Here is a 24,089-nt window from a genome sequence, read left to right as displayed (position 1 = left end):
TCAGCCGGCGGATGCCGCGGCGAGCTCGCCCCCGGCGCGCACGCCGGCGGCCTCGAGCACCTCGAGGAACGCCTTCATCCACGTGCCGTTGTCGGGCCACGCGCGGGCCGTGACGAGCTTGCCGTCGACCACGCCGCCGCCGTTCTCGAACACGCCGCCGGCCGTCTCGACGTCGACGGCGAGCTCGGGGTATGCGGACGACGTGCGGCCGTGCAGCACCCCGGCGGCCGCGAGCAGCAGCGGTCCGTGGCAGGTGGCCGCGACCGGGGCATCCGTCTCGAAGAAATGACGCACGATGCGCTTGGCGTCCTCGTTGTTGCGGATGTACTCGGGCGCGCGACCGCCGGGCACCACGATCGCAACGTAGTCGGCCGGGTCGACGTCGGCGAACGCGACATCCGCCGGCCAGGTGTGGCCGAGCTTCTCGGTGTACGTGTCGAAGCCGTCGACGAAGTCGTGCACGACGAACTGCAGCTTGCGCGCCTCGGGTGCGCCGATGTGCACCTCGAAGCCCGCCTCCTGCAGGCGGTGGTAGGGGTAGAACACCTCGAGGGTCTCGGCGGCGTCGCCGGTGAGGATGAGGATCTTCGACATGGGTACCTCTCTGTACGTCGGGCCTGCGTGGAGCAGGCGGAGGGGAGCGGGCGAGCGGATGCCGCGGTGCCCGCGATCTCCACCCTGCGCGCCGGCGCCGCGGGTGTCACGCCCGCTTCGCACTATGTGCGAATCCCGGGGGAGGTTCGCTCGCTCGGTCGGCCCGCGACGGCGACGCGACCGGCGCCGCGGCGTAGCATCGGCGTCATGAGCGCAGTGGAGCGCCGAAGCGGCGCGGGCATCCAGTCGGCCGAGCGCGCGCTGCGCATCCTCGAACTCGTCGGCGCCGCGCCGACGGGTCTCACCGCCGCCGAGATCGCCGAGCGGCTCGGGCTCGGCCAGTCGACCGCCTACCGGCTGCTCGCCACGCTGCAGCACGAGGACTACCTGACCCGCCAGCCCGGCGAGCACCGCTACATCCTCGGCCGCTCGGTCGACCAGCTCGGACGCGCGCTGCAGGTGCAGCTCGTCGCGACCGACCCCGTGCGAGCGGTGCTCCGCGCCCTGCACGACACGGCGCACGCGCCCGCCTACCTCACGGTGTTCCGTGGCGACGACATCGCGGTGGCGCACATCGCGGACTCGCCCGAGCACCCGCGCATCGGCCAGCTGCACGTGGGCTTCGCCGAGGCGTCGCACACGACCGCGTTCGGCAAGCTCATGCTCGCGTCGCGCGACGACGCTGCGGTCGCACGGTTCCTCGAGAAGCGCGGCGCCGCCAGGCTCACGGCGGCGAGCGTGACGGATGTCGCGACGCTGCGGGAGCAGCTCGACGAGGTGCGCGCCCAGCAGCTCGCCGTCGAGGTCGAGGAGTACCTGCCGAAGCTCGCGTGCATCGCCGCGCCCGTGCGCAGCCCCGCCGGACGCGTCGTCGGCGCCGTGTCGGTGTCGGTCTCGGCGAAGGACCTGCCGTCGCGGGCGTGGGAGCTCGAGCGGGCGGTGCGCCGTGGCGCATGGCAGGTGTCAGCGCGCGTCGCCGGCTGAGTCGCCACTCCCTCAGCCCATGTTCCCGTTCCCGCACGGGGTGTCCATCCGGCGGGGCACGTGGCCCGCGAACGGAGACATGGACGCGTCACCCGCTGCCGTAGGTGTGGGAATACCCATACATGAGGTGATGCGGGAATATGTCCACATCCCGGATTGTGATGATATTCTCACATCGTACGTTGTGTGGATATTCCAGCATTGGGGACTCTCATGCCATCCGTTGACATTCGGAAGCCTGCCGACCTCGGCCAAACCCTGCGAGCTGCCCGCGAAGCACGCTCGGTCACGCAAGAGGAACTCGCCTCCGCGCTCGGGTTCTCGAGGTACTACCTCAGCGAACTCGAGAGTGGGAAGCCCAACATGTACGCGACCCGCCTGTTCCGCGCGTTGCGTAAGCTCGGCGTTCGTGTCACGGTGAGCTTCGATCTGCCGAGGGCTCGAGAGAGCCTCGATGGCTGATCGGCTCGAGGTGTACCTGCACGACAACCGGATCGCAACCGTTGCCCGCGCACCAAGGCGAACCCGCGAGTTCGTGCAGCTCACGTGGGCCGAAGACTTCGAGTCGAGCGCCGTTCGGCTGACCGAGAGTTTCGCGGCGATTCCCGGTCGCGCCCCTGCGGTGAACCTCGTCTCGCGGTTTCTCGGCGGGTACGCACCCGAAGGCAATCAGCGCAGAGCGATGGCGGCTGAGCGAGGGATCCATGAGCGAGATCTCTTCGGGCTCCTGAGCGAGTTCGGCGGGTCGATCGCCGGCGCACTGACCTTCCGACTTCCCGACGAACCACAGCGGTACGAACCGTCGTACGAGGAGTTGTCGGACGCAGCACTCCGCAGACTGATGAAGAAAGCGATTGAGGACCACGACCAAGGCATCCGTGACGACAGCCGGTCGATGATCCAGGGCTTTCAGCCGAAACTACTCGTGGCGAAACTCGGGGACAGCGACTGGTTGCTGCCCCGTGGGCGGGCCCACTCGACGCACATCCTGAAGCCGCAACTCGCCTCCCGGCCGCACAAGGTCGTCGACGAGTTCTACAGCCACGAGCTCGCCCGGCACGCGGCACTCGCAGGCTTTCGCAGCGAACTGCTCACGGTCGGCCCAACTCGCTATCTCGCGATCGAGCGGTTCGATCGAGTCGTGGCCGGTGCCACCGTGCACCTCGTCCACCAGGAGGATGCCGCTCAGGCGCTCGGCCTGGAATGGACCGATGACGAGGCGAAGTTCCAGGACAGAACTCGTCAGAACAGCCCCGAACGTCCGAGTGCGTACCGGATCGCGGAGATGGTCGCCGGGCTCGGCGACGATGCGGTACTCCATACCTGGTTGCGGCAACTGATCTTCCGTGTGCTCGTCGGTGACAACGACGGCCACGCGAAGAACGTCGGCATCCTCCATCTTCCCGGAGAGGATCGACTCACCGACCTGTACGACGCCGTGCCGAACCTGCATCAAGAGGGTCGGATCGACTGGACGATGGCGTTCGCGATCGGCGGTGAGTTCGACCACCGCAAGGTCAGCGTCGATCGGATCGCGGAGGAGGCCCAGTCGTGGGGCGTGCTCGGGCGATCGGCCATCGAGACGACGATCGCGGACTCACTGGCGCGCTTCACGGATGCGCTCAGCCACGTGAGAGTCCCGCGCGGTGTATCGCCGGGACTCCGAGATGCGTTCGAATGGAACGCGTCTCGACTGGTCGACGGAAAGCAGATCAGCGAGCGGCGGCACTGAACAGAACCATCGGGTCTGGTGAACAGGTCAGTCGGTGGCGGGCGCGCACCCACCGCCGGCGTTTCCGTTCCCGCGCGACGTGTCCATCCGGCAATGCACGTGGCGCGGGAACGGGAACATCGGGCACGTTACGCCGCCGCCGCGGCCACGACGTTGTGCAGCTCGTCGGCGTCGACGCCGAGCCGCCTGAAGCCGGCGCCGAGGTTCGTGAGCAGCACGAAGCACACTCCTGCTGACGGCGTGATCCAGAACTCGGCTCCCGCCCAGCCGCCGTGGCCGAACGTGTCGCGGGCGAGCAGCCCCTGGGCCGAGTTGCGCAGGTTCCACGTGAAGCCCCAGTCCTGGCCGCGGCTCTCGACGTAGGGCTCGAGCTTCGGCAGCCCCGCGGTGAGCGGGCGCAGCATGGCATCGTACGTGACGGGTGCGACGCCGGAACCCGGATGCCGCAGCGTCGCGAACCGGGCGTGGTCCACGCCCTGCTCGGCGGCGTCGACGGGAGCGTGCGACGACATGTCGGCGTCGAAGGTGATGCCCGGGGCATCCGCTCGCTCGCCGACGACCGCGACCGCCCGCTCCCACGGCGCACCGCTCGCGTGCTCGATGAGCGCCGCGACGCCCTCGAACGCGATGGACGAGTATCGCGACATCGTGCCGGCTGCGAAATCCCGGCCTGGTGCGAGGAGCGAGAGCCGCAGCCCGAGTGGCGTCTCCATCGGCGGCTCGGCGATGCCCGAGGTGTGGCTGACGAGGTGGCGCAGGCGCACGACGTCGTCTCGATCCGACCCGAACTCGGGCACGGCGGCGGTGAGCGGCGTCTCGGGCGTGAGTCGGCCCTCCTCGACGAGCCGCAGGGCGGTGAGCCCCATGATCGGTTTCGTGGCAGAGAAGAGCGGGTAGTGGTCGTCGACGGATGCCGCGCGCCCGCCCTCCGACCCGAACGCGTCGAGCGCGACGACTCCCTCGGCGGTGGCGATGCCGAGCACGGCAGTCGGCAGCGGTCCGTGCTCGACGTGACGGCGCACCCAGTCGAAGGCGTGGTCGAAACGGGGCATGGGATCCTCTCTCGTGGTGCGGTGGCGGTCTGCTCGCGAATTCCGAGGATGAGCAGCGGGTCAGCTGCGCAGCACGACGTTCACGGGTTCGTCGCCCCGGAGCATCCGCTCGATCTGCTTACGCAGGAGCCGCGCCATTCGGGGCATCATCGCGCTCGACGCGCCGCCGACGTGGGGCGAGATGAGCACGTTCGGCAGCGCGAACAGCGGATGGCCCTGGGGCAGCGGCTCGGGGTCGGTGACGTCGAGGCCGAACCGCAGGCGACCGGATGCCGCCTCCGCGAGGATCGCCGCGGTGTCGGCGATCTTTCCGCGGGAGATGTTCACGACGAGGGCGCCGTCGGGCAGCGCCGACAGGAACGCGCCGTCGACAAGGTGCGTGGTCTCCGCGGTGAGCGGCACGCCGACGATCACGATGTCCACCCCGGGAAGGAGTGCAGGGAGCTCGTCGATGCCGTGGATGTGCCCGGTGTCGTCGTCGCGTGCCCGCGAGGCGACCCGCACGAGCTCGACCTCGAACGGGGCGAGCCGGGCCTCGATCGCGCGGCCCACCCCGCCGTAGCCGAGCAGCATCACACGACGGTCGGCGAGGCTGGCGTGGAGTGCGGGCGCCCAGCGGCCCTCGACCGCGCCGCGCACGAAGCCGGGGATGCCGCGCTGCACGGCGAGCGTGAGCGTGAGCGCGAGCTCGGCCGTGGAGGTCTCGTGCACGCTCGCCGCGTTCGCGTAGACGTGACCGGGCGGCAGAGCGGGGGCGATGTCGTCGTAGCCGATGGACTGCGCCTGCACCAAGCGCGTCCACACGTGCTCGAGTGCGCCGAGGAGGCGCGCGGTGCCCATGTAGGGCGGCACCACGATATCGAGGTGGTCGGCGGGCGGCGGGGTCGAGAGGTCCCAGACGACGACGTCGACGCCCTCGGGCACGCCGCCGGGGCCGTGCGTGAGGGCCTCCCGCAGGGTCTCCCCGGGCACGGACACGAGCAGGCGGGATTCGGTCATGCCGCCATCCTTCCAGAGCGACATCCCGATCCGTGGGGCGAGCAGAGACCGGCGGCGGGATCTCGGCCACGCGTCGGCATCACGGCAGCTGCGCGACCTGTGCGCGGATGATCCGTTCCACGACCTCGGCGGAGACGTTCGGCCCCTCGGGTACCTTGTCGAACCCCTTCAGGAGGCCGTCGACCGCGAGTGACGCGATGCCGTGGCTCAGCGTGCAGAGCTGGAGGAACACCGTCTCCACGTCACCGCTGATGTCGCCCGCGGCGTGGACCTCCATCACCAGCGCACGGAGACCATCGAGGGCTGCACGCCGCGCGCGGTCGAGGCTGTCATCCCCCGCCGCTGCCGACGGGGTTCGGAAGATCGCATCGAAATGGGCCGGATGCCGCTGGGCGAACGCGACGAACTCCATGGCGTCGGACACGAGTCGCTCACGTCCGGGCAGCTGTGCGTCGCGTTCCTGCGCGACGCAGAGTTCGTCGTCGAGGAGTTGGAGCCCCTCGAACGCCAGTGCCCGGATCATGCCGTCCCGGCTGCCGAAGAAGTGCGTGGGCGCCGCGTGCGAGAGTCCCGCATGGCGGGCGACCTCGCGGAGGCCGACGTTGCTCACGCCCTGTTCGCGCGCCAGCTCCTCCAGGGCTCGGAGGAGCGCCGCGCGGCCGGGGGAACCGGTGCCCTGAGCGGCATCCATCACCGACGTTCCGGTCGTCGCCACTGCCGCGTTTGCGGTCTCCGTCATCCTGCCTCCATCCTGCCTCTTGACAATGTAAAGCGATCGTCACTACCCTGCTTTACATCGTAAAGCCTTGACAATGTAAAGCGGAGGTGCAACATGGTCGACATCACGAACGAGGACGTCTGGCAGGCCATCGCCGAGGAGAACTTCCTGGTGATCGGGATGGTGTCCGGCCGCGGCGAGGCGCGCACGGCCGGGGTCATGCACCACGTGCACGACGGCGTCATCTGGTTCACCACCAACGACCGGGAGTGGAAGGCGCGGCACATCGCCGCGAACCCGGCGGTTTCGGTCACCGTGCCGATCGCGAAGCGGGTGCCGTTCGTGCCGTGGGTGAAGATCCCGGCAGCGACGATCACGTTCCAGGGCGTCGCCGAGACGATGCCTGCTGCCGACCTTCCCGGTGACGTGCGCCGCGCGCTCCTGCATGGGCTCGAGGTCACCGACGGCGGCGAGCGCGGCGCCCTCATCGCCATCGCCGTGCGGCCGACAGGCGACTTCGTCACCTACGGCGTCGGGGTCTCGGTGCTGGGCATGCGCGACACCGAGGGCGCTCGCGGGCGCGTGCCGGTCGCGGCATCCGTCGTGGCCTGAGCGCGCGGTGCACCTGAGCGCGGGCGGTGCGCCTGCTACCGTGGCGGCCATGGGAGAGGACGAGGCGGCCGTCCGGGCCTGAGCTCCGACGGACCCGCTCGCGCGACGAGCAGGGCCGCGCACGCCGTGCGCGACGACCCGATCGGCCCGACGACGAGTGCGCAGAGGCCCTGAAGGAGCGGCAGCACCGCGAGGCCCTGCTCGATGAGCGTGCCGAGGTCCCCGCCCGAGCCCTTCACCCCGATGATGCGCAAGGTCTGTGGTGTGGGTGCCGCGGACTCGTCCGGTCGGTCGAGATGCCCGTGCTCGATCACGAGCGGTCTGCTGTGGCATTCGCGTCGGGCAGGGCGAGTCCGGCACCGGGCACCGGCCGCACGGCGAGCATTGTCGGGTGGTCGATGAAGGCTCCCGCGGGTACGGCGACGGATCTCGCCGACGGAGCGCGCGTCTCCTGCGCGACCTCGGGTGTGGCGCCGGGCGCAGGCGCCCCGCCGGCGGAGTCGATGATACCTGCCCACGGCGACGCTCGCCACGACCAAGTTACCGCAGGGTGGTGATACATGCCCGCCGCCGTGCCCCTGGGTGAGCCCGCGGCCGCGCACCGTGCCGGTTGCCTCGTTCGCCTGCCTGTGGGTCTGGAGTTCTATCAGGTTCGCACGGGATCGAGAAGGCGCATGTGGCGAGTGACACCCGCCATTCGCGACCTATCGAGAAGCGATGTACCCCCAGTCCGGCCCCGTCGCCTGAACCCACGCCGACATCATTCGTGAGGTGCCCAGCGTGCCCTGCCACGCCCCGTCGGGTCAAGCGACCGCGTGACGAGGTGCAGGCACTTCAGCGCCGCGGCGTCGTTCGGGGAAGTGTCCTCGCGCACGCACGGCGCGCCGGTAGGGCCGGGACCCCGGCTGGCGACGATCCCCGGGATCAGCCCGCACCTGGCCGAGTCGATCCTCGCCGAAACCGGGACCGACATGACCACGTTCCCCACCCCGGCGCACCTGAAAGCGGCACCACGCCCTCCCACCACCGCATCTTCGCGTCAGACAAGACGACGGGCCTGACTGCCGGCAGGGCTACCGCCGCCGGGGCTACTGCTGGGCGGGTGCTGACTCTACGGTCTGCACCCACAGCTCCCCCTCGGCGTACATGGCCCGCATGGCCTTCTTGTCGAACTTGCCGACGGAGGTCTTGGGAACCTCTTCAACGAACGCCCAGTGTTCAGGCAACTGCCAATGGGCGAACTCGCCGGACAGGAACTCCCGCAGTTCCTCGGGGGTGACTGAATGCCCGTCGCGCACGACGACAGCGGCCAGCGGGCGCTCGCTCCACTTCTCGTCGGGCACGCCGATCACCGAGGCCTCCAGCACGGCCGGGTGGCCCATGAGGACGTTCTCCAAGTCGACGGACGATATCCACTCTCCACCGGACTTGATGACGTCTTTCGACCGGTCGGTTATGGTCACGTAGCCGTCGGGGGTGACGGTCGCGATGTCCCCTGTGCGCAACCAGCCGTCGTCGAACTCCTCGGCGATCTCCTCTGGTGTGGCACGGAAGTAGCTGCCGGTGATCCAGGGGCCGGCGAGCTCAAGCTCTCCCTGGGCCTTACCGTCCCAGGGCTGCGAGGATCCGTCGGCGGCCACGATTCGAGCCTGGACTCCGACCGCGAGTCGGCCCTGGGTAACCCGGTAGCGGAACGCCTCCTCGCCCTCCACCCCAGGCGGGGGCACGGCCACGCTGGCCAACGGAGACGTCTCGGTCATGCCGTAGGCATGCAGCACCTGGATGCCGTGGCGCTCGTCGTACGCCCTCATTAGCGCCGGCGGGCAGGCCGCACCACCGACGAGCAGTGCGCGCAGCGAGGAAGTGTCAACCTCGTGGGTGTCCAGGTGGTTGAGCAGGCCCGCCCAGATGGTGGGCACCCCGCCGCCTGTGGTCACCCGCTCCTGCTGGATCATCGCGGCGAGGGGTTCGGCCTGCAGGAACCGGTCCGGCAGCACCAGGCTCGCCCCCATGGCGAGTGCTCCGTGCACCAGGCCCCACGCGTTGGCGTGGAACATGGGGACGACGGGAAGCACCCGGTCGGTCGGCCCGATCCCGATGGTGGATGCCAGACCGAGCTGCAGGGAGTGCAAGAAGATCGACCGGTGGCTGTAGACCACACCCTTCGGCTCTCCGGTCGTACCGGACGTGTAGCACATCGCCGCGGCCTGGGTCTCGTCGAGCCGCGGCCAGTCGTAGGTGTCGGGCTGGTCGCCGATGAGCTGCTCGTAGTCGTGCACCTCACGACCTGATGCGTCCAACGCCGCCCGCACTTCGGAGGGAACCGGCCCGTTGACCACGACGTGCCGGACCGTGCTCATCTCGGGCAGCAGTTTGGCGAACGCGGGTGCCAGCGAGTTGTCGACGATGACGACCTGATCCTCGGCATGATTGGCGACGTATACCAACTGCTCCGGGAACAGCCGGATGTTCAACTGGTGCAGCACCGCACCCATGGAAGGAACGCCGAAGTACGCCTCGACGTGCTCGGAGTTGTTCCACATGAACGTCCCGACCCGCTGGTCGGGGGTGACGCCGAGCTTGGCGCGCAGGGCATTGGCCAACCGGGCGGTGCGCCGACCGAGTTCGGCGTAGGAGACCCGGCGCGGCCCGTCGGCCGTCCAGGTCACCGCTTCGCCGGTGGACCCGTGCAAACGGGACGCGTAGGTGAGGATCTCGGAAGTCAGCAGGGGCCCCTGCTGCATTGTGCTGTGCACGGAAATGTTCCTCCTCGTTGAGGCGTCGATGACGAACCTGGATACGCCACCAATATACACTTCGCCGGGGTCGCTGCGGGCCGGGCGGGAACATCACCCGGGACGAGCATGACAGTCGCCCCGCATCCGGCCACCCCGCCGTCGCCGGTGGCTCTGGTCGCGGGCGTCGGTACGCACAAGCACACGCACCAGGCCGCGGTCTCGGTCCTGGCCGGCACGGACACCGCGATCCCGGAGACTGGTGACGGTGCTGCCGAGTCGATGCGGATCCTCATCGGTGAGCGCCGCTCGGCTGCGAAGACGCGGGCGCAGGTGATGAACCAGATCCATGCGTTGCTGATCACCGCTCCTGAGCCGGCAGACGTCGAAGCGGCTCGCGGTCCGTCACCTCACGGTGCAGTCAGAGATCGACCTCACCGAACAGCAGCTGGACGCACCGGTCCGTCAGGTGAACCCGACACTGCTGTCGCTCGACGGCGGTGCGGCCGGACTACGGTGATACGTTCGCGACGTCGGTCGTGAGCCTTGTCCCGCTCTTCCTCGCGTTCCTCATCGGGCAGCGTTACCTGATCAAGGGGTTCGCGACCACCGGCATCAAGTAGCCGATGCTGCCTCGCAGCGGCCGCCCGTCTCGCAGTGGGCGTCCGTTTCGCGACGCCCGGACTGCGGATGCTCCGTCAATCGGTGCAACGGCTTCGGCAGCGGGATCGGCGTGGTGAGCGCCACCTCCTCCGAGAAGTCCGCCGGGACGAGTCGGTCGGTCGGGACCGGTGGCACGAGCGTGCGATCGCGATCCCGGACGCGCTGCTCGGCGGCCACGTCGCGAACGACCTCGACGGGCTGGGTGGCGATCGCGGCGAGGGCCGCCGTCGGGGCATCCGCGAATCGGACGACCGGCCGCCACCGGTTCTGCGGATGCCTCGTCAGGTGCATGCCCCGCGCGACGATGAGCCAGCCAAGGCCGATGAGTGCGGCCACCGCTCCGGACGCCGCGGCCACGCCGAGCGCCCATCGGGGTCCGAACGCGTCGGCAACGGCGCCCACGATGGGAGCGCCGACCGGGGTGCCGCCGACCATGACCGCCATGTACAGCGCCATGACCCGACCGCGCAGGGCGGGGTCGGTCGTGGACTGCACGTAGCCGTTCGCCGTCGTGAGGACGGTCACCACGCCGAGCCCGATGAGCACCATCGAGGCCGCGAAGGCCCAGAAGGTCGGCATCAGCGACGAGATGAGCGCGGCCAGGCCGAAGAACCCCGCGGCGATGATCACCACGCGCAGGCGGGCGCGGTCGCGTCGTGCCGCGAGCAGCGACCCGGCGAGCGATCCGATCGCGAGGATCGAGGAGAGCAGGCCGAACTCGCCGGCACCGCGACCGAATTCTACCGCCATCGTCGACGCGAAGATCGGGAAGTTCATGCCGAAGGCACCGATGAGGAACACGATCACGAACACGACCACGAGGTCGGGCCGGCCGGCGAGGTACCGGAACCCGGCGACCAGTTGCCCCCGCTGCCGCGGCCCCCTGACGTGCTGCCGCATGGAGTCGGTGCGGAGCAGGGCGAGCGCGCCGAGCATCGCGAGGAACGTGGCCGCGTTGGCGATGAAGACCCAGCCCGAGCCGACGACCACGATGAGCAGGCCTGCGACCGCAGGGCCGATGAGCCGCGCGGAGTTGAACGACGCGGAGTTCAGCGCCACGGCGTTCGACATGTGCGAGTCGGACACCAGGTCGGTGACGATCGTCTGGCGTACGGGCGTGTCGACGGCGCTCACGACGCCGAGTGCGAGCGCGAAGGCATAGAGGTGCCAGAGCTGGGCGACACCCGTGACGAGCAGCACGCCGAGCGACAGGCCGAGCAGCATCATGGCGCCCTGGGTGAACATGAGCGTGCGTCGCCGGTCGAAGCGGTCGGCGATGAGGCCCGTGACCGGAACGAGCAGGAGCTGGGGTGCGAACTGCAGGGCCATCGTGATGCCGACGGCGAAGGCGTCGTTGTCGGTGAGCTCGGTGAGCACCACCCAGTTCTGCGCGGTCGCCTGCATCCAGGTGCCGACGCTCGAGACGAGGGCGCCGATGAACCAGATGCGATAGTTGCGCACGGCGAGGGAGCGGAACATGGCACTCATCGGGTGGCGAGTCCTCCCATCAGTTCGGTGGCACGGGCGAGGATGGCGCGATCCTCCTTCGAGAGTTCACGGAGGCGCGTGGTGAGCCACGCGTCGCGCTTGGAAAGCGTCTCCCGCACGACGTCGTGGCCCGCGTCGGTGAGCGCGATGTTGGCCTTGCGGCGATCGATCTCGTCGGCGGTGCGGGCGAGGTAGCCCGACTCCTCGAGGCAGTTCACGGTGCGGTTCATCGACGGCGCCGACACCCGCTCGCGCTCGGCGAGCTCGGTGAGGGTCTGGCTCCCGAAGCGAAAGAGCCCGCCGAGCACGGAGAACTGGGCGTCGGAGAGCGCCTGGTCGGCCTTCTGCGCGCGAAGCCGCCGGGACAGCCGGAAGGTCGCCATGCGCAGTTCGGTGCTGAGTTCTGCGATGGTGGCCATGGATCGTTAGGCTAGCTCATTAGGCTTGCTAAGTAAAATTGCCGGCCGAGCCGGGCGCTCTGGACCGAGGATCTCGATCACGGCCTGCGCGTGTCGGGGGTCGAGCTGCGCAATCCCTTCGAGGGCTGACCGTCGGTCGTCGGATGCCGCCCGCACGACGCATGCCCGAAACACCGCGGTAACCGGCGGCTGGAAGCCTTCCGTCATGGGCACCCTCTTCGACGGCTACGCCACGACCCGGTCGGGCCGGACGCGTCGGCGCGCGAGCCGCCCGTGGGATGAGATGTTCCCCGCCGACGCGGTGAGCGTGCGCGAGCCCTACCGCGAGCTCTATCCCGCGCTCGCCCGGATGTCGCAGGAGGAGCTCCGTGGCCGCACCGACGCGCTGGCGAGCTCGTACCTCGCGCAGGGCGTCACGTTCGACTTCGCCGGCGAGGAGCGGCCGTTCCCGCTCGACGCCGTGCCGCGCGTCATCGCGGCATCCGACTGGATGCACGTCGAGGCCGGTGTGGCGCAGCGGGTGCGGGCGCTCGAGCGGTTCCTCGCCGACGTGTACGGGCCGCAGTACGCGGTGCGCGACGGGGTCATCCCGGCGGCGCTGATCAGCTCGTCGACGCACTACCACCGCCAGGCCGCGGGCATCGTGAGCGCCAACGGCGTGCGCATCCACGTCGCCGGCATCGACGTCATCCGCGACGAGCAGGGCGCGTGGCGGGTGCTGGAAGACAACGTGCGCGTGCCGAGCGGGGTGAGCTACGTCATCTCCAACCGCCGGGTGATGGCGCAGACGCTCCCCGAGCTGTTCGTGTCGATGCGGGTCCGGCCCGTCGGCGACTACCCGAACCGGCTCCTGCAGGCGCTCCGTGCGAGCGCACCCGAGGGCGTCGAGGATCCGACGGTCGTCGTGCTCACGCCCGGGGTGCACAACTCCGCCTATTACGAGCACACCCTGCTCGCCCGGCTCATGGGCGTCGAGCTCGTCGAGGGGCGCGACCTGTTCTGCTCGGGCGGGCGCGTGTGGATGCGCACGACGGCCGGCCCCACACGCGTCGACGTGATCTACCGCCGTGTCGACGACGAGTTCCTCGACCCGCAGCAGTTCCGGCCCGACTCGGTGCTCGGGGCCCCGGGCCTCATGCTCGCCGCCCGCCTCGGCCACGTGACCATCGCGAACGCGGTGGGCAATGGCGTCGCCGACGACAAGCTGGTCTACACGTACGTGCCCGATCTCATCCGGTACTACCTCGGTGAGGAGCCCCTACTGCCCAACGTGCACACGTGGCGGCTCGAGGAGCCCGACGCGCTCGCCGAGGTGCTCGACCGACTCGACGAGCTCGTCGTGAAGCCCGTCGACGGCTCGGGCGGCAAGGGCCTCGTCGTGGGTCCGGATGCCTCGAAGTCGACGCTCGCCGAGCTGCGCGGGCGCCTGCGCAAGGACCCGCGCGGCTGGATCGCGCAGCCCGTCGTGCAACTGTCGACCATCCCCACGCTGGTCGAGGACGGCATGCGCCCGCGCCATGCCGACCTCCGCCCGTTCGCCGTGAACGACGGGAACGACGTGTGGGTGCTGCCCGGTGGGCTCACGCGGGTCGCGCTCCCCGAGGGCCAGCTCGTCGTGAACTCGAGTCAGGGCGGCGGTTCGAAGGACACGTGGGTGCTCGACCGGGAGCTCGCGACCGGGCCCGTCGCCGTGGCGGGTGCGCACGCCCGAGGTGTCGGCGCGCTCGTCGCGGACCAGGCCGCGCCGGCGACCGCCGCGGAGCCAGTCGTCGCCTCGACGGGGCCCGACCCAGGCCTGCACCTGCCCGAGTCGTCGCCGCAGGACGAGGAGGAGCCCGCCCAGCAACAGCAACAGCAGCAGCAGCAGGTCCGGTGGTCGAGTAGCGCGCGCAGCGCGCGTACCGAGACCAGATCACCAGATCTCGGTACGGCTGCCTCGCGGGCCCCTCGACCACCGATGGCAGGGGAGGTGACGCCATGCTGAGCCGCATCGCCGAGTCGCTGTTCTGGATCGGCCGCTACATCGAGCGCAGCGACGGCACCGCGCGAATCCTCGACGTGCACCTGCAGCTGCTCCTCGAGGACCCGTGGATCGACGAGGACACCGCGTGCCGCTCGCTCCTCTCCGTCATGGGCAGCGAGGCGAATGACGATGTCGCGCTCGGACGCGACGACGTGATCGCGCTGCTCGCGGTCGACCCCACGCACCCCGCGTCGATCGCGCACTCGATCGCCGCAGCCCGCGAGAACGCCCGGCGCGCCCGGGAGATCGTCTCGACCGAGCTGTGGGAGGCGCTGAACCAGACGAACGCGCGGATGCCGCGGCGCATCGGCCACGACAAGACGCACGAGTTCTTCCGTTGGGTGCGTGACCGCGCGGCGCTCGCGATCGGCGTCGTCGATTCCGCGACGAGCCGCGACGAGGCGTGGCACTTCTTCGCGCTCGGCCGCGCCATGGAGCGCGCCGACATGACCGCGCGCCTGCTCGCAACCCGCTCGCTCACCGAGGCGAGCGGGCCGAGCTGGACCACGATCCTGCGCAGCTGCGGCGGCTATGAGGCGTACCTCCGCAGCTACCGCGGGGTGCCGTCGTCGCAGTCGGCGGCGGAGTTCCTGCTGCTCGACCGCTTGTTCCCGCGCTCGATCATCTCGAGCGTCATCCGCGCAGAAGAGTCGCTGCGCGAGATAGACCCGCGGGCCGGCAGGGTCGGCGTGACCGACCAGGCGCGGCGACTGCTCGGCCAGATCCGCTCCGAGCTCGAGTACCGTCCGATCGCCGAGATCCTCACCGACCTGTCGGCATACATGGAGCACGTCCAGACGGTGACGTCGTCGGCGAGCGAGGCGGTCCGGCAGCGCTACTTCCCGTCGAGCGTGGTGCCGGTCTGGATCGGGGAGGTCACGTGAGCCGCATCCGCATCGTGCATCGCACGGGGTTCAGCTACGCCGAGCCCGCGACGGCGTCGTACAACGAGGCGCGCATGCTGCCGCATTCGGGCGGCGAGCAGTTCATACTGCAGGCCGGGCTCGACATCCGTCCGGGCGCGACGCAGCACTCGTACCTCGACTACTGGGGCACGCGCGTCTCCACGTTCGAAGTGCTCACGCCGCACCGCGAGCTGTCGGTCACCGCGACGAGCCTCGTCGAGGTGCGTCCGGCGCCGGTGCGCCGCATCGAGCTCGGCTGGCGCGAGCTGGCCGCGGCAGCGACTTCCGCGGTGGGCCTCGTCGAGGCATCCGGCCTGTCGACGGCGACCGCGCCGCCCGCCGAGGTGGCCGCGCTCGCCCGCGAGATCCGCGACGAGGGCGCTCCGGTCGGCGAGACGGCGCTCGAGATCTGCCGCGCGGTGGGCAGCGGCATGGAGTACGTGCGGGGGGTGACCGGCGTGCACTCCACCGCTGGCGAGGCGTGGGCGGAGCGCAAGGGCGTCTGCCAGGACATCGCGCACGTGGCGCTCGGCGCGTTGCGGTCGGTCGGGATCCCTGCGCGGTACGTGTCGGGTTACCTGCATCCCGATCCGGGCGCGGCACTCGGCGAGACCGTCATCGGCGAGTCGCACGCGTGGGTGGAGTGGTTCGCGGGCGACTGGCGCGGTTACGACCCCACCAACCTCGCCGAGGTCGGCGACCTGCACGTGCTCGTCGGGCGTGGCCGCGACTACAGCGACGTGCCCCCGCTGCGAGGGGTTTACGCGGGCCCCGGGGCATCCGAGTTGTTCGTGTCGGTCGAGATCACGCGGGTCGGCTGAGTCGGCGGCCCGGCACGTTCGGAACCGAGGGGATGCCGCGACTGCCACAATGGCCGCATGCCCACGTTCACCGACGACCACGGGGTCCGCATCCATTACCAGTCGTGGCGCGTGCCCGACCCGACCGCCGTGGTGCAGCTCGCGCACGGCATCGGCGAGCACATCGGCCGCTACGCCGAGCTCATCCAGGCGCTGAACGACGCCGGGTACTCGGTGTGGGCCGACGACCACCGGGGGCACGGGCAGACGGGCTTCGAGCAGCACGGCGGCGACCTCGACCGCATGGGCCAGCCGGGCCCGGGCGGCATGCGGGCGGCGATCGCCGCCGTCGAGCGGTTCACCGAGGTCATCCGCGAGACCGAGGGCGACGACGTGCCGCTCGTGATCCTCGGGCACTCGTGGGGCTCGTTCATGACCCAGCACGTCGTGAACCGGCATCCCGGAAGCTACGACGCCGTCGTGCTCACCGGCACCGCCTGGCTGCAGCTCGGCTACACGAACATCGGCGACCTGAACAAGCGCTTCGCGCGACCGGGTGGCACCGCCGTCGAGTGGCTGAGCCGCGATCCCGATGTCGCGGCGGCGTGGGAGGCCGACCCGTACACGACGAACCGCACGCTGCAGCAGCTGTTCGGCTGGCCGCAGTCGTTCACGCTCATGACGCGGCCGTCGAAGCGCATCCCGAGCGAGCTGCCGCTGCTCATCATGATCGGCTCCGACGACCCGGTCGCGGGCGAGCGCAGCGCGCTGCGGCTGCTGCAGGACTACCAGCGGCGGAGCGGGCTCGTCGACGCGCAGCTCATCGTCTACGAGGGGGCCAGGCACGAGGTCTTCAATGAGACGAACCGCGCCGAGGTGCGCGCCGACCTCATCCGCTGGCTCGACGAGCGGTTCGCGGTCGACTGATCGCCTGCACCCTGAGCTTCGCAGGAGAACGGCCGATTCACCGGAGCGAGTGCGAGTTCACCTCCTGTGAACCCTCCGGTTTCCTGCGCGGGCATGGACAGCGCCCCCGTCGCGGCATCCGGCGACCGTAGGCTGGACCTCATGCACGGTGAGTACAAGGTTCCCGGCGGCAAGCTCGTGGTCGTCGACTTCGACGTGGTCGACGGCGTCATCCGCAACCCGCGCGTGGCTGGCGACTTCTTCCTCGAACCCGACGAGGCGCTCGACGACCTGAACCGGGCGCTCGAGGGCCTTCCCGCGGCATCCGACGCCAAGCAGATCGCCGCGGCGGTCACGAAGGGCCTGCGCCCCGACGCGGTGATGCTCGGCTTCTCGGCCGACGCCGTCGCGGTCGCGGTGCGACGCGGGATGACGGATGCCACGACCTGGTCGAACTACGAATGGGAGCTCGTGCACGACCCCGCCGTGGCGCCCCGACTGCACCTGGCGCTCGACGAGGTGCTCGCCACCCGGGTCGGCGAGGGGCGGCGCAAGCCCACGCTGCGCTTCTGGGAGTGGGAGGAGTCGGCGGTCGTGATCGGCTCGTTCCAGTCGGTGCGCAACGAGGTCGACCCCGACGGGGCCGAGAGGTACGGCTTCGAGGTCGTGCGGCGCATCTCGGGGGGCGGCGCGATGATGATGGAGAAGGGGAGCGTCGTCACCTACTCGCTCTACGTGCCCGCCGAGCTCGTGCAGGGCATGAGCTTCGCCGACTCGTACGCGTTCCTCGACGACTGGGTGCTGCAGGGCCTGCGCTCCATCGGCGTCGAGGCGACGTACCAGCCGCTCAACGACATCGCGAGCCCTGCCGGCAAGATCGGCGGAGCCGCGCAGAAGCGACTCGGCTCGGGCGGAGTGCTGCATCACGTGACCATGGCGTACGACCTCGACAACGAGAAGATGCTCGAGGTGCTGCGCATCGGGCGCGAGAAGATCAGCGACAAGGGCATCGCGTCGGCGGCCAAGCGCGTCGATCCACTGCGATCGCAGACGGGTCTGCCGCGCGCCGAGGTCATCGAGGCACTCAAGCAGACATTCACGGGACTGTACGGCGCGATGCCCGGATCGGTCACTGCGGATGAGCTCGCCGAGGCGGAGGAACTCGTCGCGTCGAAGTTCTCGACCCGGGAGTGGCTCTACCGCGTGCCCTGACGGGCGGGCGCGACGCTGCGCGCTCCGGTGGACGATACCTCCGAGGCATCCGGATGCCTCGTCCACAACCCGCGAGGAAGGCTCAGCCATCCCCGGTACAATCGCCGGGTGGATTGGTGGATCTGGGTCGGCATCGCCGTGCTCGTCGTCGGCGGCGCATGGCTCGCCGTGCGACGCGGGTGGATCGACCTCTCCGACAAGACCCGCCGCGGTGGCGGCGGCGTCATGATGATCGGCGACGAGGTGTTCGCGCCCCGCAAGCACGAGGCGCAGGCTGAGCTCGACCGCCAGAGCCGCCTGCCCGCGCCGGCACCGCTGCCCGGCGACGGCGACAAGGGAATCGCGTTCGCCTCCGACGGCGCCGACGACGAGCACCCCGATCGATTCCGCGGGCGCATCCGGCTCGACATCGATCGCGGCTGAGGGGCTCCGCGGGTCGCGGGCGCCGTGTTCTCAGCTGAGCGGCAGCACGCCCTCGAGCCCTGCGCCCCACGCCTTCGCGCGTTCGAGCTCGCCGTCGGCGATGGGTCCCGAGTAGCCGTGCACGCCGAACGTCTCGGGCTTGGCCGCGGGCCGGAACCCGAGCGCGACGAGCTTCTTCATCGCCTTCTTCGCGGCGGACCCGGGCAGCCGCGGCGAGACCGTGCGCGTGTCGAACGTCGCCACCGCCACGGCGCTGCTGGGAGCCGAAAGTCGCTCGATCCACTCCCGGATGCCGCTCGCGGGGATCCGCGTGGCGCCCTGCTGGCGCGCCGACTCGCGGGTCGACGTGCTCGACATCGAGAACGCGTGCGTCGGCCCGCCGACCACCAGCAGGTCGACGTCGTCTTCGATCGCGGGCGGTGCGGATGCCGCATCCACGACATCGACCGTCTCAGCCCCGATGCCCGCAGCGATCTCGCGCGCGATCTGCTCGGTGTTTCCCCAGATGGACTCGTAGACCACCATCACTCGCATGTCGGACCCCCTCCCGCGCCACCCTACGCCGACCGCGCGATGAGGTGAACCCGCTGGCAGACTGGAGCCGTGGCATCCGACGAACCCGACCGCATCATCCACGCTGAAAACCTCGACGTGCTGCCGACCCTGCCCGACGGGCGCTTCACGCTGGTGTACCTGGATCCGCCGTTCAACACCGGGCGCATGCAGGCGCGGCGGGCGACGCGTCACGTGCGGGTCGCGGCGACCGCGCTCGCCGCGGGCTCGGATGGCGAGCAGGTGACGGATGCCCCGCGCCCCGCGGCATCCGGAACCATCACCGGCTTCCAGGGCCGCCAGTACGAGCGCATCCGCGGCGACCTGCTGCGCTACGACGACCGCTTCGAGGACTACTGGGCGTTCCTCGAGCCTCGGCTCACGGAGGCGTGGCGCGTGCTCGCCGACGACGGCACGCTCTACCTGCATCTCGACTACCGGGAGGCGCACTACGCGAAGGTGCTGCTCGACGCGCTGTTCGGGCGGGAGTGCTTCCTGAACGAGATCGTGTGGGCCTACGACTACGGCGCCAAGGCGAAGCGCAAGTGGCCGACGAAGCACGACACGATCCTCGTGTACGTGAAGGACCCAGCCCGCTACTGGTTCGACTCGAGCGCCGTCGATCGCGAGCCGTACATGGCGCCCGGGCTCGTGACGCCCGAGAAGGCCGAGCTCGGCAAGCTGCCGACCGACGTGTGGTGGCACACGATCGTGTCGCCGACCGGGCGCGAGAAGACGGGGTACCCGACGCAGAAGCCCGAGGGGATCCTTCGCCGCATCGTGCAGGCGTCGACGCGCGAGGGCGACTGGGTGCTCGATTTCTTCGCGGGGTCGGGCACGACCGGCGCGGTCGCGGCGACGCTCGGCCGGCATTTCGTGCTCGTCGACGAGAACACCGAGGCGATCGAGGTCATGCGAGCCCGGTTCAAGGATGTCGCGGGCGTCGAGTTCACCGCGGGTTGATCTCACGGATGTCGCGAGCAGCCGAAGGGCCAGCGCCCCCGCGCCGGCCGGGGTCGGTGCTCAACCCACCTTCGTCCAGTCGCCGCAATCGCTGGACCTGAAGTCCTGCCCAGCTGCCACAGTGACGGTGATGCTGCCCATGGTGCCGTAGTCGTTCTCCACGATGTCGGAGTAGTTGGTTCCCGAGACGGTGACCACCCAGTAGCAGCTGCTCCCGGTGGCGTCCGCCTGGTACGTCCCCGCTTCCATGGTCGAGCCCACCGTGTAGACGTACCCGTCCTTGAGCGTCGTCGCGGCGACCCGCTCCTCCGTCGTCGAGATCTCGGTCTCGCGCCGGTCGAGTTCCGCTTCTCGCGTGTCGACCGCGCCTTCACGCTCGATGAGGTCGAGCTCACGGTCCTTGTAGGTCTCGAGCTGACCGCTCAGGCTCTCGGCGCGGTCCTGTTCGCTCTCGAGCGCCTCGCGAAGCTCCGTGGTCTCGTTCACGCGCGTCACGCTGAGTGTCACGACCGCGACGAGGGCCACGACGGCGATGACACCGGCCGCGATCAGCGCCAGGAGCAGCGGATTCCACGACTTCTTGCCGGCGAGCTGACTTCCCGCCGGCACCGCGCTCTGGTCAGCCGTGGCCTCCCCGGACATCAGCCGGCCACCGTTGAGAAGATGGCCGCGCCGTATTCGAACGGCGTCGGCGCGATCGACACGGTCACGTCTGCGGCATCCGCCAGCGAGTACGCCATGGTCCACGAGAACGACTGCCCTGGGAGCACGTCGGCGTTGCCCCCGAAGGGCTCGAGCGCCACGGTGTCGTTCGACAGGTCGGTGATCGACTCGCCCTTCACTCCTCCCGAGGTGACTTCGGGCATCGAGAGCAGTTCGATGGTCGCGTCGCTGCCGTTGACGACCGTGAAGGTGATGGTGACGTTGTTCGGTTGTGTCGCGCCGGCCGCGTACTGCGACGGAGTGTAGGGCGCCGGGGCAGCGACGGTCAGGGCGACACCGTCCTCGTAGGTGAAAGTCCCCCCGAACGGTGTCACGTCGGGCTGCGCCGGCGCCGGTGCGTCGGATGCCACGGCCGCGGGCTCGTCGCGCGAGGTCGTCGCTCCGCCGGTCTGTGCGCACCCGGTGAGGGCCAGGCCGGTGAGCAGGATGGCGGCGGCGGTGATGCTGATGCGAGTGTTCATGAGTGGTTGCCTTTCACTTGGTTGGGTTGGGAGTGTGTCGCGGGCGAGCAACGCCGGGTCAGCCGGTGAACTCGATCACGATGTCGAGGCCGTTCGAGGGGTGATAGCCCCACGACGCCGAGAGGTCGTCCCACTCGGCGGTCTGGCGCCCATCGAGCGCGCGGGTGCTGTCCATGCGAGTGATGACGCTGTCGGGCACGTCGAGTTCCACGAGCACGCAGACGACGTCGGTGAGTTCCGCCCCGCTGGTTTCATCGCCCTCGGTCTGCAGCGACACGCTGTCGCCGTCGTCGCCCACGACGATCCAGGCGTTGTCGGCGACATCGCAGGTCTCCACGGCCCTCGTGATGGGACTCGGGGTCACGGCGGCCGTGATGGCACCGAACAGCGGCCCCGCGAGTGCGCCGACGACGACGCCTGCGATGAGACCGATCCCGATGCCGGCTGCTCCGAAGGCGAGATGTCGCGTACTCGGGGTGCCTGCGTCCGGCGGCGTGCCCGGAACAGCAGGATCGGCGATGTCGGCGCGCTTGTCGGGTTCAGCCTGAACGTCGACCTGTGGATTGGACTCTTCGGTCATGATGGGTTCCTTCAGAACCGCGGTAGCTGCAGGAGGTTGTCGGTCTCCCGCCCGTCGGCGACGGTCGTGAGATGGCGCCGGCCGTTGATGCCGGCGCGGGTGATCACCAGCGCCTGGGCTCCGGTGACGTCGTGGCGGCTGTAGATGACGGTGCCGGCGTCGATGGCGCGAACCATCGCGTCGGTCGACGCGACCGTGAGCGGCCCGGACATCGTCTTGGAGTACTGCACGGCCGTGATGTGCTCGCTTCGGAGCCCGGGCGACTGCACCCTGACTCGACGGATGAACGGCATGTTCTGGCTCCTTCGTTCGGCGTTGGGGACGTCGTTGAAGGTAGAGCGGAAGAGGCAGCAGTCGGCGCGAGGCATCCGATAAGAGGAGTTATCGGCGATGCGCCGCGAGTGCGACGGCAGGACCCGCTATCGTGACGCATGCCGGGCCACGCGACTGGCCCCGATCGACGAGCGGAGGCGGCCGATGACCACTGTCGCAGAAGCGACCGACCTTCGAATCGGCCTCGCCGACATCGCACGGCTGGCCCGCGTCCAGCGCGCCGTCGTGTCGGTGTGGCGCAAGCGGTTTTCGAGCGGCCCGGGCGCGTTCCCCGGCCCTCGCGAGACGAAGGGTGGCATCGAACTCTTCGACGCCGTCGCGGTCGCGCGCTGGCTGGTCGACACCAATCACGGAAACAACCCAGACGCGCTCACCGAGGCGGCCCTCTATGCCAGACCTCAGGGGTTCGATGGTTCGTACCTCGACGTCATCACGTCCCTGCTCGCCCTTCGAGCCGCGCACGGGTCTGAACTCGGGGCGCTGGCGCGGGACGACCTGATCGATCTCGCTGACGAGACCGATCCCGACGACGAGGCGTTGTTCCGCGAGCTCGATCGCGTCAAGTCGGGCCTCGAGCGGATGGCGCGGCACGCCGATCAGCTCGTGGAGGCGGCATACGGGGTCGCTCCGGCGTTCGAGCACACGCTCGTCGCGCACCGGCGTTCGAGTCGCGATGACGGGAGATCGGAACTCGCCGCCGAGGCCGCATCGCTGTGCGCCGAGATCGCGATCGAGCTCGCCCTGACGAATCCGCTGGCGGATGCCGCGGCACCGCGTTTCGCGGATCCCACCGGCGCGTGCGCCGATCGGCTGATCGATATCGTCGACCGGCTGACGGATGTCGCCGACCCGGTCGTGATGAGTGCCGACGGCGACACGTCGGCGGCGAGGCTCCTGCGCCGACGCCTGCTCGCCCATGGCGTTCCGCGAACCGGACTCGCCGTCGACGCCGTCGGCGACTTCCAGGTGAGCGGACCGGTCGTGAACGTGGCGCAGTACCCCTCACCCGATGGTGGGGCGCTCGACGCCATGGCCACACTGTCGGCCGTCGACCAGATCGCACTGCAGATGGATGCCGCGCAGCGAGCGGTCGTGGTCGCGCCGTCGTCGGTGCTCGTCGACGGCGGGCTCCAACCGCAGGCGGCCGCCCTCCGCTCGCAGGTGCTGCGCACCGATCGGGTTCGAGCGATCGTGCGGCTTCCGGCCGGACTCCTGCCATCGGCGCCGCGCCAGCACCTGGCGATCTGGGTGCTCGGACCGGCGCACGAGGGCATCGCCATCGCCGATCGTTGGACGATGCTCTCCGATCTCAGCACGTTCGAGCTCACGCCGGTCGTGCGCGCCGATCTCGTCGGCGATCTCGCCGCGGCCATGGGCGACCGGCAGGCGGTGCATGCGCACTCGTTCACCTTCACGCGCGTGACTCCCACCAGCAGGGTGCTCGCACGCTCCGGCTCGCTGCTCGATGCCGGCGGGTCGCTGCGCCATGCCCCCGAACGGGCCAAGGTCGACGCCGAGGCATCCGCTCGCTTCGATCAGATCGTGGACGATCTCGGCGCGGATTCCGTGCCGACCTCCCTGCGCGCGGCTGTGCCCTCCGCTTCCCCGACTCGCGTGCCGCCGGCGACACTCGCCGACCTGGTGCGTGAGGGCCACGTACGTTACGTGCCTGGCTCGCGACTCGATGTCGGCGACCTCGCGGCCGACGACCGTTCGGGATTCACCGTGATCGGCCCCGAAGAGGTGCGCGGCGAGCGCACGCCGGGCGACCGGCGGATCGACCGACTTCGCCTCGCCGCGACATACCCGTCGGCGCGTCTCACCGAACCCGGCGACGTCGTGTTCCTGACCGGTGCCGAGCCCGCCGCCTGGGTGGACTATGACGGCTCATCGGTCGTGATGGCGCCCGCCCGCGTGCTGCGCATCAACCGCGACGATGACGCAGGCCTGCTGCCCGACGTCCTCGCCATGGACATCGCGCGAAGCGCGCCCGCGACGCCGTGGCGTGCATGGACGGTGCGCCGCGTCGCGACCGACCAGCGAGCGCCGCTCGCGCGCGCCCTCGCCGACCTCCGCAGTGCTCGCGCTGAGGCGCTGCAGCGGACCGCCGGGCTCGAGGAACTCGAGCATCTGATCGTGGCGGGAACGACCGCCGGAACGCTGACCCTCACCGAACCGCTGGCCGAGTAGCTCCGCGAGCAGCGTCGCGCAC

At 70.0% G+C, this 24,089-nt stretch carries 27 protein-coding genes and 1 pseudogene; 14 read left to right on the top strand and 14 right to left on the bottom strand.

Annotation, left to right across the window (positions count from 1 at the left end):
* Entirely contained in the window at positions 1 to 594 is a 594-nt protein-coding gene (locus tag IEX31_RS13535; RefSeq protein ID WP_188743953.1) for a DJ-1/PfpI family protein, read from the bottom strand.
* A gap of 207 nt (positions 595 to 801) precedes the next feature.
* On the opposite strand from IEX31_RS13535, the gene IEX31_RS13530 reads away from it, so the two are divergent.
* From IEX31_RS13530 to IEX31_RS13520, 3 genes are all read left to right on the top strand, one after another.
* Positions 802 to 1,578 carry an IclR family transcriptional regulator gene (locus IEX31_RS13530; RefSeq protein WP_188743952.1) on the top strand — a complete coding sequence of 259 codons (777 nt, stop codon included), beginning with the start codon at positions 802 to 804 and terminating at the stop codon, positions 1,576 to 1,578.
* Between the two features lie 213 nt (positions 1,579 to 1,791).
* Positions 1,792 to 2,040, top strand: a complete 249-nt coding sequence (locus IEX31_RS13525; RefSeq protein WP_188743951.1) for a helix-turn-helix domain-containing protein — start codon at positions 1,792 to 1,794, stop codon at positions 2,038 to 2,040.
* A complete protein-coding gene (locus IEX31_RS13520) occupies positions 2,033 to 3,310 on the top strand; it encodes a type II toxin-antitoxin system HipA family toxin (protein ID WP_188743950.1) in 1,278 nt (425 codons plus the stop codon). The genes IEX31_RS13525 and IEX31_RS13520 overlap by 8 nt, the downstream gene beginning before the upstream one ends.
* A 128-nt stretch (positions 3,311 to 3,438) precedes the next feature.
* Here the strand turns inward: IEX31_RS13520 and IEX31_RS13515 are convergent, their stop codons facing one another.
* The 3 genes from IEX31_RS13515 to IEX31_RS13505 form a co-directional block, all read right to left on the bottom strand.
* Positions 3,439 to 4,362: a serine hydrolase domain-containing protein gene (locus IEX31_RS13515; protein ID WP_188743949.1), complete on the bottom strand. Its 924-nt coding sequence runs from the start codon at positions 4,360 to 4,362 to the stop codon at positions 3,439 to 3,441.
* A 60-nt stretch (positions 4,363 to 4,422) separates the two neighbouring features.
* Complete coding sequence (locus tag IEX31_RS13510; protein WP_188743948.1) at positions 4,423 to 5,361, bottom strand: 2-hydroxyacid dehydrogenase; 939 nt, start codon at positions 5,359 to 5,361, stop codon at positions 4,423 to 4,425.
* A gap of 79 nt (positions 5,362 to 5,440) precedes the next feature.
* A complete protein-coding gene (locus IEX31_RS13505) occupies positions 5,441 to 6,100 on the bottom strand; it encodes a TetR/AcrR family transcriptional regulator (protein WP_188743947.1) in 660 nt (219 codons plus the stop codon).
* Between the two features lie 93 nt (positions 6,101 to 6,193).
* On the opposite strand from IEX31_RS13505, the gene IEX31_RS13500 reads away from it, so the two are divergent.
* The gene (locus IEX31_RS13500; RefSeq protein ID WP_188743946.1) at positions 6,194 to 6,691 is read left to right on the top strand and encodes a pyridoxamine 5'-phosphate oxidase family protein; all 498 of its coding nucleotides are present in this window, start codon (positions 6,194 to 6,196) and stop codon (positions 6,689 to 6,691) included.
* A gap of 35 nt (positions 6,692 to 6,726) precedes the next feature.
* Here IEX31_RS13500 and IEX31_RS13495 read toward each other — a convergent pair whose 3' ends face one another.
* Positions 6,727 to 6,945: a hypothetical protein gene (locus tag IEX31_RS13495; protein ID WP_188743945.1), complete on the bottom strand. Its 219-nt coding sequence runs from the start codon at positions 6,943 to 6,945 to the stop codon at positions 6,727 to 6,729.
* Positions 6,946 to 7,451: 506 nt separating this feature from the next.
* Positions 7,452 to 7,581, bottom strand: a pseudogene (locus IEX31_RS19625) (transposase); the annotation flags it as partial.
* Between IEX31_RS19625 and IEX31_RS13485 the strand changes: the two are divergent.
* Complete coding sequence (locus IEX31_RS13485; protein ID WP_188743944.1) at positions 7,552 to 7,752, top strand: transposase; 201 nt, start codon at positions 7,552 to 7,554, stop codon at positions 7,750 to 7,752. The pseudogene IEX31_RS19625 and the gene IEX31_RS13485 sit on opposite strands and share 30 nt — an antisense overlap.
* 27 nt (positions 7,753 to 7,779) lie before the next feature.
* Here IEX31_RS13485 and IEX31_RS13480 read toward each other — a convergent pair whose 3' ends face one another.
* Positions 7,780 to 9,435, bottom strand: coding sequence for a long-chain fatty acid--CoA ligase (locus IEX31_RS13480; RefSeq protein WP_229662355.1), 1,656 nt, complete (start codon positions 9,433 to 9,435; stop codon positions 7,780 to 7,782).
* A 491-nt stretch (positions 9,436 to 9,926) separates the two neighbouring features.
* Between IEX31_RS13480 and IEX31_RS13475 the strand changes: the two genes are divergently transcribed.
* Positions 9,927 to 10,049, top strand: a complete 123-nt coding sequence (locus IEX31_RS13475) for a hypothetical protein (protein ID WP_425549684.1) — start codon at positions 9,927 to 9,929, stop codon at positions 10,047 to 10,049.
* Here the strand turns inward: IEX31_RS13475 and IEX31_RS13470 are convergent.
* Entirely contained in the window at positions 10,042 to 11,568 is a 1,527-nt protein-coding gene (locus tag IEX31_RS13470; protein ID WP_188743943.1) for an MFS transporter, read from the bottom strand. The genes IEX31_RS13475 and IEX31_RS13470 overlap by 8 nt on opposite strands.
* A 5-nt stretch (positions 11,569 to 11,573) precedes the next feature.
* The gene (locus IEX31_RS13465) at positions 11,574 to 11,996 is read right to left on the bottom strand and encodes a MarR family winged helix-turn-helix transcriptional regulator (RefSeq protein ID WP_188743942.1); all 423 of its coding nucleotides are present in this window, start codon (positions 11,994 to 11,996) and stop codon (positions 11,574 to 11,576) included.
* A 205-nt stretch (positions 11,997 to 12,201) separates the two neighbouring features.
* On the opposite strand from IEX31_RS13465, the gene IEX31_RS13460 reads away from it, so the two are divergent.
* The 6 genes from IEX31_RS13460 to IEX31_RS13435 all read left to right on the top strand — a co-directional run bounded on the left by IEX31_RS13460 (position 12,202) and on the right by IEX31_RS13435 (position 18,265).
* Positions 12,202 to 13,980: a circularly permuted type 2 ATP-grasp protein gene (locus tag IEX31_RS13460; RefSeq protein WP_188743941.1), complete on the top strand. Its 1,779-nt coding sequence runs from the start codon at positions 12,202 to 12,204 to the stop codon at positions 13,978 to 13,980.
* On the top strand, positions 13,974 to 14,903 hold the full coding sequence (locus IEX31_RS13455; protein WP_188743940.1) for an alpha-E domain-containing protein: 930 nt from the start codon (positions 13,974 to 13,976) through the stop codon (positions 14,901 to 14,903). Before IEX31_RS13460 ends, IEX31_RS13455 begins: the two co-directional genes overlap by 7 nt.
* Positions 14,900 to 15,745: a transglutaminase family protein gene (locus IEX31_RS13450; protein WP_188743939.1), complete on the top strand. Its 846-nt coding sequence runs from the start codon at positions 14,900 to 14,902 to the stop codon at positions 15,743 to 15,745. Before IEX31_RS13455 ends, IEX31_RS13450 begins: the two co-directional genes overlap by 4 nt.
* A 57-nt stretch (positions 15,746 to 15,802) precedes the next feature.
* The gene (locus IEX31_RS13445) at positions 15,803 to 16,651 is read left to right on the top strand and encodes an alpha/beta hydrolase (protein ID WP_188743938.1); all 849 of its coding nucleotides are present in this window, start codon (positions 15,803 to 15,805) and stop codon (positions 16,649 to 16,651) included.
* A 141-nt stretch (positions 16,652 to 16,792) separates the two neighbouring features.
* The gene (gene lplAB / locus IEX31_RS13440) at positions 16,793 to 17,842 is read left to right on the top strand and encodes a lipoate-protein ligase LplAB (protein ID WP_188743984.1); all 1,050 of its coding nucleotides are present in this window, start codon (positions 16,793 to 16,795) and stop codon (positions 17,840 to 17,842) included.
* Positions 17,843 to 17,950: 108 nt separating this feature from the next.
* Entirely contained in the window at positions 17,951 to 18,265 is a 315-nt protein-coding gene (locus tag IEX31_RS13435) for a hypothetical protein (RefSeq protein WP_188743937.1), read from the top strand.
* A gap of 30 nt (positions 18,266 to 18,295) precedes the next feature.
* Here IEX31_RS13435 and IEX31_RS13430 read toward each other — a convergent pair whose 3' ends face one another.
* Entirely contained in the window at positions 18,296 to 18,799 is a 504-nt protein-coding gene (locus IEX31_RS13430; protein WP_188743936.1) for a flavodoxin family protein, read from the bottom strand.
* 69 nt (positions 18,800 to 18,868) lie between these two features.
* Between IEX31_RS13430 and IEX31_RS13425 the strand changes: the two genes are divergently transcribed.
* Complete coding sequence (locus IEX31_RS13425) at positions 18,869 to 19,780, top strand: DNA-methyltransferase (protein WP_229662354.1); 912 nt, start codon at positions 18,869 to 18,871, stop codon at positions 19,778 to 19,780.
* Positions 19,781 to 19,840: 60 nt separating this feature from the next.
* Here the strand turns inward: IEX31_RS13425 and IEX31_RS13420 are convergent, their stop codons facing one another.
* Genes IEX31_RS13420 through IEX31_RS13405 form a run of 4 tightly spaced genes read right to left on the bottom strand, consistent with a single transcriptional unit; the run spans position 19,841 to position 21,837 of the window.
* On the bottom strand, positions 19,841 to 20,422 hold the full coding sequence (locus tag IEX31_RS13420) for an Rv1352/Rv1906c domain-containing protein (protein ID WP_188743935.1): 582 nt from the start codon (positions 20,420 to 20,422) through the stop codon (positions 19,841 to 19,843).
* Entirely contained in the window at positions 20,422 to 20,964 is a 543-nt protein-coding gene (locus tag IEX31_RS13415; protein WP_188743934.1) for a hypothetical protein, read from the bottom strand. Before IEX31_RS13415 ends, IEX31_RS13420 begins: the two co-directional genes overlap by 1 nt.
* Before the next feature lie 58 nt (positions 20,965 to 21,022).
* A complete protein-coding gene (locus tag IEX31_RS13410) occupies positions 21,023 to 21,544 on the bottom strand; it encodes a hypothetical protein (RefSeq protein ID WP_188743933.1) in 522 nt (173 codons plus the stop codon).
* A gap of 11 nt (positions 21,545 to 21,555) precedes the next feature.
* On the bottom strand, positions 21,556 to 21,837 hold the full coding sequence (locus tag IEX31_RS13405; RefSeq protein WP_188743932.1) for a DUF3892 domain-containing protein: 282 nt from the start codon (positions 21,835 to 21,837) through the stop codon (positions 21,556 to 21,558).
* Between the two features lie 184 nt (positions 21,838 to 22,021).
* On the opposite strand from IEX31_RS13405, the gene IEX31_RS13400 reads away from it, so the two are divergent.
* Complete coding sequence (locus IEX31_RS13400) at positions 22,022 to 24,067, top strand: DNA methyltransferase family protein (RefSeq protein WP_188743931.1); 2,046 nt, start codon at positions 22,022 to 22,024, stop codon at positions 24,065 to 24,067.
* Positions 24,068 to 24,089 lie beyond the last annotated feature (22 nt).

It is taken from the genome of Agromyces bauzanensis, assembly GCF_014645655.1.
GTDB lineage: Bacteria > Actinomycetota > Actinomycetes > Actinomycetales > Microbacteriaceae > Agromyces > Agromyces bauzanensis.
Note: the sequence above shows the minus strand (reverse complement) of the source record. Positions and strands in the feature narration are given on the sequence as shown.

Excerpts from the sequence above, each read along its gene's own strand:
- IEX31_RS13470 (WP_188743943.1), bottom strand. The coding sequence starts at position 11,568 with ATGTTCCGCTCCCTCGCCGTGCGCAACTATCGCATCTGGTTCATCGGC.
- IEX31_RS13520 (WP_188743950.1), top strand. The coding sequence starts at position 2,033 with ATGGCTGATCGGCTCGAGGTGTACCTGCACGACAACCGGATCGCAACC.
- IEX31_RS13510 (WP_188743948.1), bottom strand. The coding sequence starts at position 5,361 with ATGACCGAATCCCGCCTGCTCGTGTCCGTGCCCGGGGAGACCCTGCGG.
- IEX31_RS13535 (WP_188743953.1), bottom strand. The coding sequence starts at position 594 with ATGTCGAAGATCCTCATCCTCACCGGCGACGCCGCCGAGACCCTCGAG.
- IEX31_RS13525 (WP_188743951.1), top strand. The coding sequence starts at position 1,792 with ATGCCATCCGTTGACATTCGGAAGCCTGCCGACCTCGGCCAAACCCTG.
- IEX31_RS13530 (WP_188743952.1), top strand. The coding sequence starts at position 802 with ATGAGCGCAGTGGAGCGCCGAAGCGGCGCGGGCATCCAGTCGGCCGAG.
- IEX31_RS13505 (WP_188743947.1), bottom strand. The coding sequence starts at position 6,100 with ATGACGGAGACCGCAAACGCGGCAGTGGCGACGACCGGAACGTCGGTG.
- IEX31_RS13515 (WP_188743949.1), bottom strand. The coding sequence starts at position 4,362 with ATGCCCCGTTTCGACCACGCCTTCGACTGGGTGCGCCGTCACGTCGAG.
- lplAB (WP_188743984.1), top strand. The coding sequence starts at position 16,793 with ATGCACGGTGAGTACAAGGTTCCCGGCGGCAAGCTCGTGGTCGTCGAC.
- IEX31_RS13415 (WP_188743934.1), bottom strand. The coding sequence starts at position 20,964 with ATGAACACTCGCATCAGCATCACCGCCGCCGCCATCCTGCTCACCGGC.
- IEX31_RS13405 (WP_188743932.1), bottom strand. The coding sequence starts at position 21,837 with ATGCCGTTCATCCGTCGAGTCAGGGTGCAGTCGCCCGGGCTCCGAAGC.
- IEX31_RS13480 (WP_229662355.1), bottom strand. The coding sequence starts at position 9,435 with ATGCAGCAGGGGCCCCTGCTGACTTCCGAGATCCTCACCTACGCGTCC.
- IEX31_RS13460 (WP_188743941.1), top strand. The coding sequence starts at position 12,202 with ATGGGCACCCTCTTCGACGGCTACGCCACGACCCGGTCGGGCCGGACG.
- IEX31_RS13420 (WP_188743935.1), bottom strand. The coding sequence starts at position 20,422 with ATGTCCGGGGAGGCCACGGCTGACCAGAGCGCGGTGCCGGCGGGAAGT.
- IEX31_RS13465 (WP_188743942.1), bottom strand. The coding sequence starts at position 11,996 with ATGGCCACCATCGCAGAACTCAGCACCGAACTGCGCATGGCGACCTTC.
- IEX31_RS13500 (WP_188743946.1), top strand. The coding sequence starts at position 6,194 with ATGGTCGACATCACGAACGAGGACGTCTGGCAGGCCATCGCCGAGGAG.
- IEX31_RS13400 (WP_188743931.1), top strand. The coding sequence starts at position 22,022 with ATGACCACTGTCGCAGAAGCGACCGACCTTCGAATCGGCCTCGCCGAC.
- IEX31_RS13410 (WP_188743933.1), bottom strand. The coding sequence starts at position 21,544 with ATGACCGAAGAGTCCAATCCACAGGTCGACGTTCAGGCTGAACCCGAC.
- IEX31_RS13445 (WP_188743938.1), top strand. The coding sequence starts at position 15,803 with ATGCCCACGTTCACCGACGACCACGGGGTCCGCATCCATTACCAGTCG.
- IEX31_RS13430 (WP_188743936.1), bottom strand. The coding sequence starts at position 18,799 with ATGCGAGTGATGGTGGTCTACGAGTCCATCTGGGGAAACACCGAGCAG.
- IEX31_RS13455 (WP_188743940.1), top strand. The coding sequence starts at position 13,974 with ATGCTGAGCCGCATCGCCGAGTCGCTGTTCTGGATCGGCCGCTACATC.